Annotated in this window: 6 protein-coding genes and 1 pseudogene; 6 read left to right on the forward strand and 1 reads right to left on the reverse strand. The window is 66.0% G+C overall.

Going from position 1 to position 6124, the window contains the following annotated elements; genetic code table 11:
- Positions 1-94: 94 nt before the first annotated feature.
- The 4 genes from rpsT to AX735_RS23875 all read left to right on the forward strand — a co-directional run bounded on the left by rpsT (position 95) and on the right by AX735_RS23875 (position 3957).
- Positions 95-358 carry a 30S ribosomal protein S20 gene (rpsT, locus tag AX735_RS23860; RefSeq protein ID WP_060980353.1) on the forward strand — a complete coding sequence of 88 codons (264 nt, stop codon included), beginning with the start codon at positions 95-97 and terminating at the stop codon, positions 356-358.
- Positions 359-1226: 868 nt separating this feature from the next.
- Positions 1227-2612, forward strand: coding sequence for a chromosomal replication initiator protein DnaA (dnaA, locus tag AX735_RS23865; protein WP_066285170.1), 1386 nt, complete (start codon positions 1227-1229; stop codon positions 2610-2612).
- Between the two features lie 140 nt (positions 2613-2752).
- The gene (locus tag AX735_RS23870) at positions 2753-3523 is read left to right on the forward strand and encodes a HesA/MoeB/ThiF family protein (RefSeq protein ID WP_066285178.1); all 771 of its coding nucleotides are present in this window, start codon (positions 2753-2755) and stop codon (positions 3521-3523) included.
- Between the two features lie 26 nt (positions 3524-3549).
- On the forward strand, positions 3550-3957 hold the full coding sequence (locus AX735_RS23875) for an MAPEG family protein (RefSeq protein WP_066285172.1): 408 nt from the start codon (positions 3550-3552) through the stop codon (positions 3955-3957).
- 50 nt (positions 3958-4007) lie between these two features.
- Here the strand turns inward: AX735_RS23875 and AX735_RS23880 are convergent, their stop codons facing one another.
- Positions 4008-4709 carry an NAD-dependent deacylase gene (locus tag AX735_RS23880; RefSeq protein WP_066285174.1) on the reverse strand — a complete coding sequence of 234 codons (702 nt, stop codon included), beginning with the start codon at positions 4707-4709 and terminating at the stop codon, positions 4008-4010.
- A 52-nt stretch (positions 4710-4761) separates the two neighbouring features.
- Here AX735_RS23880 and dapB point away from each other — a divergent pair, with 52 nt between their 5' ends.
- Positions 4762-5493: a 4-hydroxy-tetrahydrodipicolinate reductase gene (gene dapB / locus AX735_RS23885; protein ID WP_066285176.1), complete on the forward strand. Its 732-nt coding sequence runs from the start codon at positions 4762-4764 to the stop codon at positions 5491-5493.
- A 71-nt stretch (positions 5494-5564) separates the two neighbouring features.
- Positions 5565-6124 (forward strand): annotated as a pseudogene (locus AX735_RS23890) (M48 family peptidase); the annotation flags it as partial.

The following is a 6124-nucleotide window of genomic DNA, read 5'->3' on the forward strand; positions in this document are numbered from 1 at the left end:
TCAAAGCGCTGGCACCGCCACCGGGCGGCCAATCTGCTTTACCCCAAATCCGCCGATCAGCCGTGATCGCCAATTGAAAGACGTGTGAGAAACTATGGCCAATACGCCGCAAGCCAAGAAGCGCATCCGCCGGAACGAGCGTCGTGCCGTCGTCAACGGCAACCGCATCGGTCGCATCCGCACCTTCGTCAAGAAGGTCGAATCGGCCCTCGACGCCGGTGACAAGGAAGCGGCCAAGGCGGCTCTCGCCAGCGCGCAGCCCGAGCTGGCCCGCGGCGTCGCCAAGGGCGTGCTGCACAAGAACACCGCCTCGCGCAAGTTCTCGCGCCTGACCAAGCGGCTCGCCGCTCTGGCCTGACGGCGAATCGGGTGGCGGCGCCAACGCCCCGCCCGTTTCCAGTCTTTTGGACACGATGATCCGCCGCCCGTCAGGGCAGGCGGATTTTTCGTGCGTCCAGTGTTCTTGACAGTATTTGCAACATCGCGTCAGCTTTGTGACATAACGGTAATGGATCCGTCACACGCCCCGTCCGGCAACTGACGCATTTCCTGCGATTCGGCTCGGCAGGGGTAACATGCCTCCGCCTAAGTCATTGAATCTGAATTATAATCAATGTGAATCCAGCAATATCCTCGCGTTAACCGAGTCAAGCGCCATTATTTCATTTTTTTTACCCGGCGGCTCTTGCTCGACTCGTTTTTCCACGGCTACATCAGGGTCGAGAGCCGAGCGATCAGCCAGGTTCTCCATTGCACAAACTGGTGGATACATTGATCGAAAGACCCATGTGTTTTTCGGTGAACACCTTTTGTGCCCCAAATTTGGGACGGTTTCCCGTGCTGACCAAGGGGTTGGGCGGCACACAGGGAAGATCATTGCGCCAGGGATAGGCCCTGATGCGATGCGAGCGAGGGGGAGGTAGCAGGTTTTGCGTAACTGGGTCGGATTGCCACTGCACTGGATGGACCGGGATCATCCCGGATGTGACTCTGCACGCCTGCCCGGCTATGCCGCCCGGCATGCCGCCTGTGTCAGCTCGCGCTGGCCGGACCCTGGCCGAGGGCGCCTGAACTAGCATTCCGCAACGGCTGGGGTGCAACCGAAGTCAAGGGTTGCCCGCCGTTTTCCGTCCCATCCGGCAGAGCCATCAGGTTCCGCCGGACCCCTTGTCAGCGATGACCGGCGGTTCCGGTGCTGACCAAGATACAAGAAGTGGCATTCAGGCATGATCGAACTCAGCAATTCGAGCGGCGCGGCAGACTGGGCGGCCGACTGGAACGAGATCAGCGAAGGTCTGCGCAAGGATCTGGGTGCACAGATCCACACCCAGTGGATCCGCCCTATCCGCCCCGGCAGCTTCGAGCCTGCCTCGGGCCAGCTGCACCTGCACCTGCCCTCCGAGTTTTCCGCCAACTGGGTCCGCGAGCGCTTTGCCGACCGGCTGGCTTTGGCGTGGAAGATCGTGCGCCCCGAAGTGCGCAGCGTCGCCATCGCCGCCGCGCCGCGCGAAGCCGAGATCGCACGTCCGCGTATGCCCGCCCCGGTGGCGCCGATCCCGGCCGCGCCGCGCGCTGCCGAAAGCGGCAACCGCATCGCGCTTGATCCCTCGCAGCTCTTCTCGGGCTTCATCACCGGTCAGTCGAACGTGCTCGCGTTCAACGCCGCGCAGCGCATGGCCGCAGCGGAAAAGCCGCTGTTCAGCCCGCTCTATCTCAAGGCCGCCACCGGCCAGGGCAAGACGCACCTGCTCCATGCTATCGGCAATGCCTATGCCGAGGCCAATCCCCAGGCGCGCATCTGCTACTGCCCGGCGGAAAAGTTCATGAACGATTTCGTCAGCGCCATCCAGCGCGGCGATTCGATGGCGTTCAAGGCACGGCTGCGCAGCTTCGACATGCTGCTGGTCGACGACATCCAGTTCATCATCGGCAAGAATTCGACCCAGGAGGAATTCCTCCACACGATCGACGCGATCCTGGGCGCGGGCAAGCGCCTGGTCGTCACCTCGGACCGCGCGCCCCAGGCGCTCGACGGAGTCGACCAGCGGCTGCTCTCGCGGCTCGCCATGGGCCTGGTCGCCGACATCCAGCCTGCCGATATCGAACTGCGCCGCGCAATCCTGCGCGCCCGGGTCGAACAGATGCGGATGGGCGAGATTCCCGAAGAGGTCACCGAATTTCTCGCACGCACGATCAGCCGCAATGTCCGCGAGCTGGTCGGCGGGCTCAACAAGCTGATGGCCTATGCCCAGATCACCGGGCAGAAGGTGACGCTGGCGCTGGCCGAGGAGCAGCTGTCCGATCTGCTCAGCGCCAATCGCCGCCGGATCACCATCGACGAGATCCAGCGCGCCGTCTGCCAGTTCTACAAGGTCGATCGCGCCGAAATGTCGTCCAAGCGCCGCGCGCGCGCCGTGGTGCGCCCGCGCCAGGTCGCGATGTATCTCGCCAAGGTGCTGACCCCGCGCTCCTATCCCGAGATCGGCCGCAAGTTCGGCGGACGCGATCATTCGACGGTGATCCACGCTGTCCGCCTGATCGAGGACCTGCGCACCCGCGATGCCGATATGGATGGCGACGTGCGCGCGCTGCTGCAGCAGCTGGAAAGCTGAAGCGGCACCAGCCCAACAATTTCGTCATTCCCGCGAAGGCGGAAATCCCGCTATAGCGCCGACCCGAGCGGGATTCCCGCTTTCGCGGGAATGACGATGGTCTGTTGGGCATTCGCGCGGTCATCGAGGACGTTCGCCGCATGCCCCTTTCCCCCACCCAGCTCGAACGCCATGCCCGGCACATCGTGCTGCCCGAGATCGGCGGCGTCGGCGTCGCGAAGCTCGCTGCCGCACATGTCGTGCTCGTCGGCATGGGCGGGATCGGCTGTCCGGCGCTGCAATATCTCGCCGCCGCCGGTATCGGTCGGCTGACGCTGATCGATGGCGATGCGGTGGATCTGTCCAATCTCCAGCGCCAGACGCTGTTCACGCCTGCAGATGTCGGGCAATCCAAGGCCGAGGTCGCGGCCGCCTGGGTGCGCCGCTTCGACTCCGAATTGCAGGTCACGGGCCTGGCCCAACGGCTGACGCCGGACAATGCCGCAACCCTGCTCGCCGGGGCCGATGTCGTGCTCGACGGCACCGACAATTTCGCGACGCGGCTGCTGGTGTCGGACACGCTGACCGCGCTGCACATCCCGCTGGTCAGCGCGGCGATCGGGCGGTTCCAGGGGCAGATCGGCACGTTTCGCGGCTGGTTGCCGGATGCGCCCTGCTATCGCTGCTTCGTCGGCGATGCCTTCGATGCCGAGGATTGCGACACCTGCGCCGAACAGGGCGTACTGGGCGCGATGGTCGGGCTGGTCGGATCGCTCGCCGCGATGGAAGTGGTCCGCGCGATTACCGGCTTTGGCGACGATCCGCACGGCAAGCTGCACCTGATCGACGGGCTCAGCCCGCTCTGGCGCACGCTCAGGATCGCCAAGGACCCCGAGTGCAAGGCTTGCGGGGGCGCGAGCTCGGCGGCATAGTCGGCTCCTCATCTGGGAGGATGCCGATGACCCTGCCCGTTACCGCGCTGACCGCTGCAATCTGCGCGATCATGCTGCTCGCCACCGCCATCGCCACCGTCCGCGCGCGCTTCCGCACCCAGGCCTCGTTCGGCGATGCGGGCGATGCCGGGCTGATCAGCTCGAGCCGCGCGCATGGCAATCTCGCCGAGCACGCGCCCTTGTTCGTGATCCTGATCGGGCTGCTCGAAATGGCAAACGCAAGCCACTGGCCGCTCACGGGGCTGGCGGTGCTGTTCCTGGCGGCGCGCGCCGCGCACATCATCGGCCTGCACCAGCCGCATGGCCCCGGCAAGCCGCCGCAGCTGCGCGCGCTGGGCGTCATCGGCACCTGGATCGCCTATGCCATCGCCATCGCCTGGACGCTGTTCCTGGTAGTGACGGTGAACGGTTGAGCCATTTAATTCCTCCCCCAGCTTGCTCGGGGAGGATTTTTCGTGCCTGGCTAACCCAGCATCTCGCCGACCCATTCGGGCACCAATTTCGTTGCCGGGCCGTGGCGCGATTCGTGGAAGAAATAGCTGCCCTGGCTCGGCTCCAGATTGAGCTCGAGCGTCATCGCGCCGCGCGCCCGCGCCTCGCGCACGAGGCCCGCAGCGGGATAGACCGCGCCCGAGGTACCGATCGAGACGAACAGGTCGCACGCGCCGACGGCTTCGTAGATCCGTTCCATCTCGTACGGCATCTCGCCGAACCAGACGATATCGGGGCGCAGCTGCCCCGCCACGCCGCATTCGGGACAGGCGGGCCGGTCGATCAGCGGCCCCAGCCATTCGGGCCGCGCGTCGCAGGCGAGGCACCAGGCGGTGAGATGCGTGCCGTGCATGTGCAGCAGCCGGCTCGCGCCGGCGCGTTCGTGCAGGTCGTCGACATTCTGGGTGATGATCAACAGTTCGCCCGGCCATTCGCGGTCGAGCCGGGCCAGCGCCTCGTGCGCGGCATTGGGCTGCTTGGTCTGGATCGCGGCGCGGCGCATGTCGTAGAAGCGCAGCACCAGATCGGGATCGCGCGCGAACGCCTCGGGCGTGGCGACATCCTCCACCCGGTGCTGTTCCCACAGCCCGCCCTCGGCGCGGAAGGTGTCGATGCCGCTTTCCGCGCTCACGCCGGCGCCGGTGAGGATGACGATGCTGGGAATCTTTGCCATGAGCCAGGCAATAGGGCATTGGCCGGTCGAATTACAGTCTGAGGAAAGACGGATGACGCGGATCGGGATTATCGGGCTTGCGGGCCGCATGGGCCAGGCGCTGGAAAGTGCGATCGTCGAGGCAGGCGCGAGTGTATCGGGCGGGATCGACAAGGGCGGCGATCCACTGACGCTGGCGAAGGAGAGCGACGTGCTGGTCGATTTCTCGGTGCCCGCCGCACTCGAAGCGAACCTCGACGCGGCCATCGCGGCGAACATTCCGATCGTCATCGGCACCACCGGGCTCGAGGAACGGCACCATTGGCTGATCGACAGCGCGGCGGACAGCATCGCGGTGCTGCAGACCGGCAATACCTCGCTCGGCGTCACCCTGCTCGCGCATCTGGTGCACGAGGCGGCAACGCGCCTGGGCGAGGATTGGGATATTGAGATTGCCGAGATGCACCACCGTCACAAGGTCGACGCGCCATCGGGCACCGCATTGCTGCTCGGTGAGGCGGCGGCGCGCGCGCGCGGGCTCGACCTTTCGCGCGACAGCGAGCGCGGGCGCGATGGCGTGACCGGGGCGCGAGCGCGCGGCGCGATCGGCTTTGCGTCTCTGCGCGGCGGATCGGTGGCGGGCGACCACACCGTGTTCCTGGCGGGCGACAACGAGCGGATCGAACTCACCCATCGCGCCGAAAGCCGAATGGTGTTCGCGCGAGGCGCGGTCAAGGCGTGCCTGTGGCTGCACGACCAGCCGGCAGGGCGCTACACCATGCCGCAGGTGCTGGGGCTGGCCTGATCCCGTCGGCTTGACGACCGCGGCGCTGCCGCCTAAGCCTGTATTATACAACCAATACAGCGGGGCGCAGCATGGCATTCGATCCGGAAGCGGCAACCAGGGCCTATATCGACGGGCTGGGCGCGGAAGCGCTCGCGAAATCTGCTGCCTATACCGCGTCGAGCGAATGGATGATCCTGGGCGGGCTGGTCGTCACTCTGGTCATCACCCTGATTCTCGTGCGGCTGAAGCTCACCGATCGCATCTGGGCGCGCCTCGAACGGCGCGGCTGGGCGCTGCGTACCCTGTTGACGGTCGCGGGCTTCTCGGTGGCCTCCACCGTGATCGGCCTGCCCTGGACGATCTATGCGGACTGGTGGCACGAAAAGAGCTATGGCCTGACCAGCCAGCCGCTCGGCGATTTCCTGAGCCAGGGCGCGATCGCGATGACGATCAGCACCGTGATGGGCAGCCTTTTCCTGCTCGGCGTCTATGCGCTGATGCGGCGGACGGGCAGGACCTGGTGGCTCTGGTCCGCCGGCTTTGCCGCGGCGGCGGTATCGGCAGGCCTGCTGCTCGCGCCGACGCTGATCGAGCCGCTGTTCAACGAATACAAGCCGGTGCCGCCGGGCGAGGTGCGCACCGCGCTCGA

It is taken from the genome of Blastomonas sp. CCH1-A6, assembly GCF_001556365.1.
GTDB classification, from domain to species: domain Bacteria; phylum Pseudomonadota; class Alphaproteobacteria; order Sphingomonadales; family Sphingomonadaceae; genus Blastomonas; species Blastomonas ursincola.

Bases quoted from the DNA above. Each gene is read 5' to 3' on its own strand.
- rpsT (WP_060980353.1), top strand. From the start codon at position 95: ATGGCCAATACGCCGCAAGCCAAGAAGCGCATCCGCCGGAACGAGCGT.
- dnaA (WP_066285170.1), top strand. From the start codon at position 1,227: ATGATCGAACTCAGCAATTCGAGCGGCGCGGCAGACTGGGCGGCCGAC.
- AX735_RS23870 (WP_066285178.1), top strand. From the start codon at position 2,753: ATGCCCCTTTCCCCCACCCAGCTCGAACGCCATGCCCGGCACATCGTG.
- AX735_RS23875 (WP_066285172.1), top strand. From the start codon at position 3,550: ATGACCCTGCCCGTTACCGCGCTGACCGCTGCAATCTGCGCGATCATG.
- AX735_RS23880 (WP_066285174.1), bottom strand. From the start codon at position 4,709: ATGGCAAAGATTCCCAGCATCGTCATCCTCACCGGCGCCGGCGTGAGC.
- dapB (WP_066285176.1), top strand. From the start codon at position 4,762: ATGACGCGGATCGGGATTATCGGGCTTGCGGGCCGCATGGGCCAGGCG.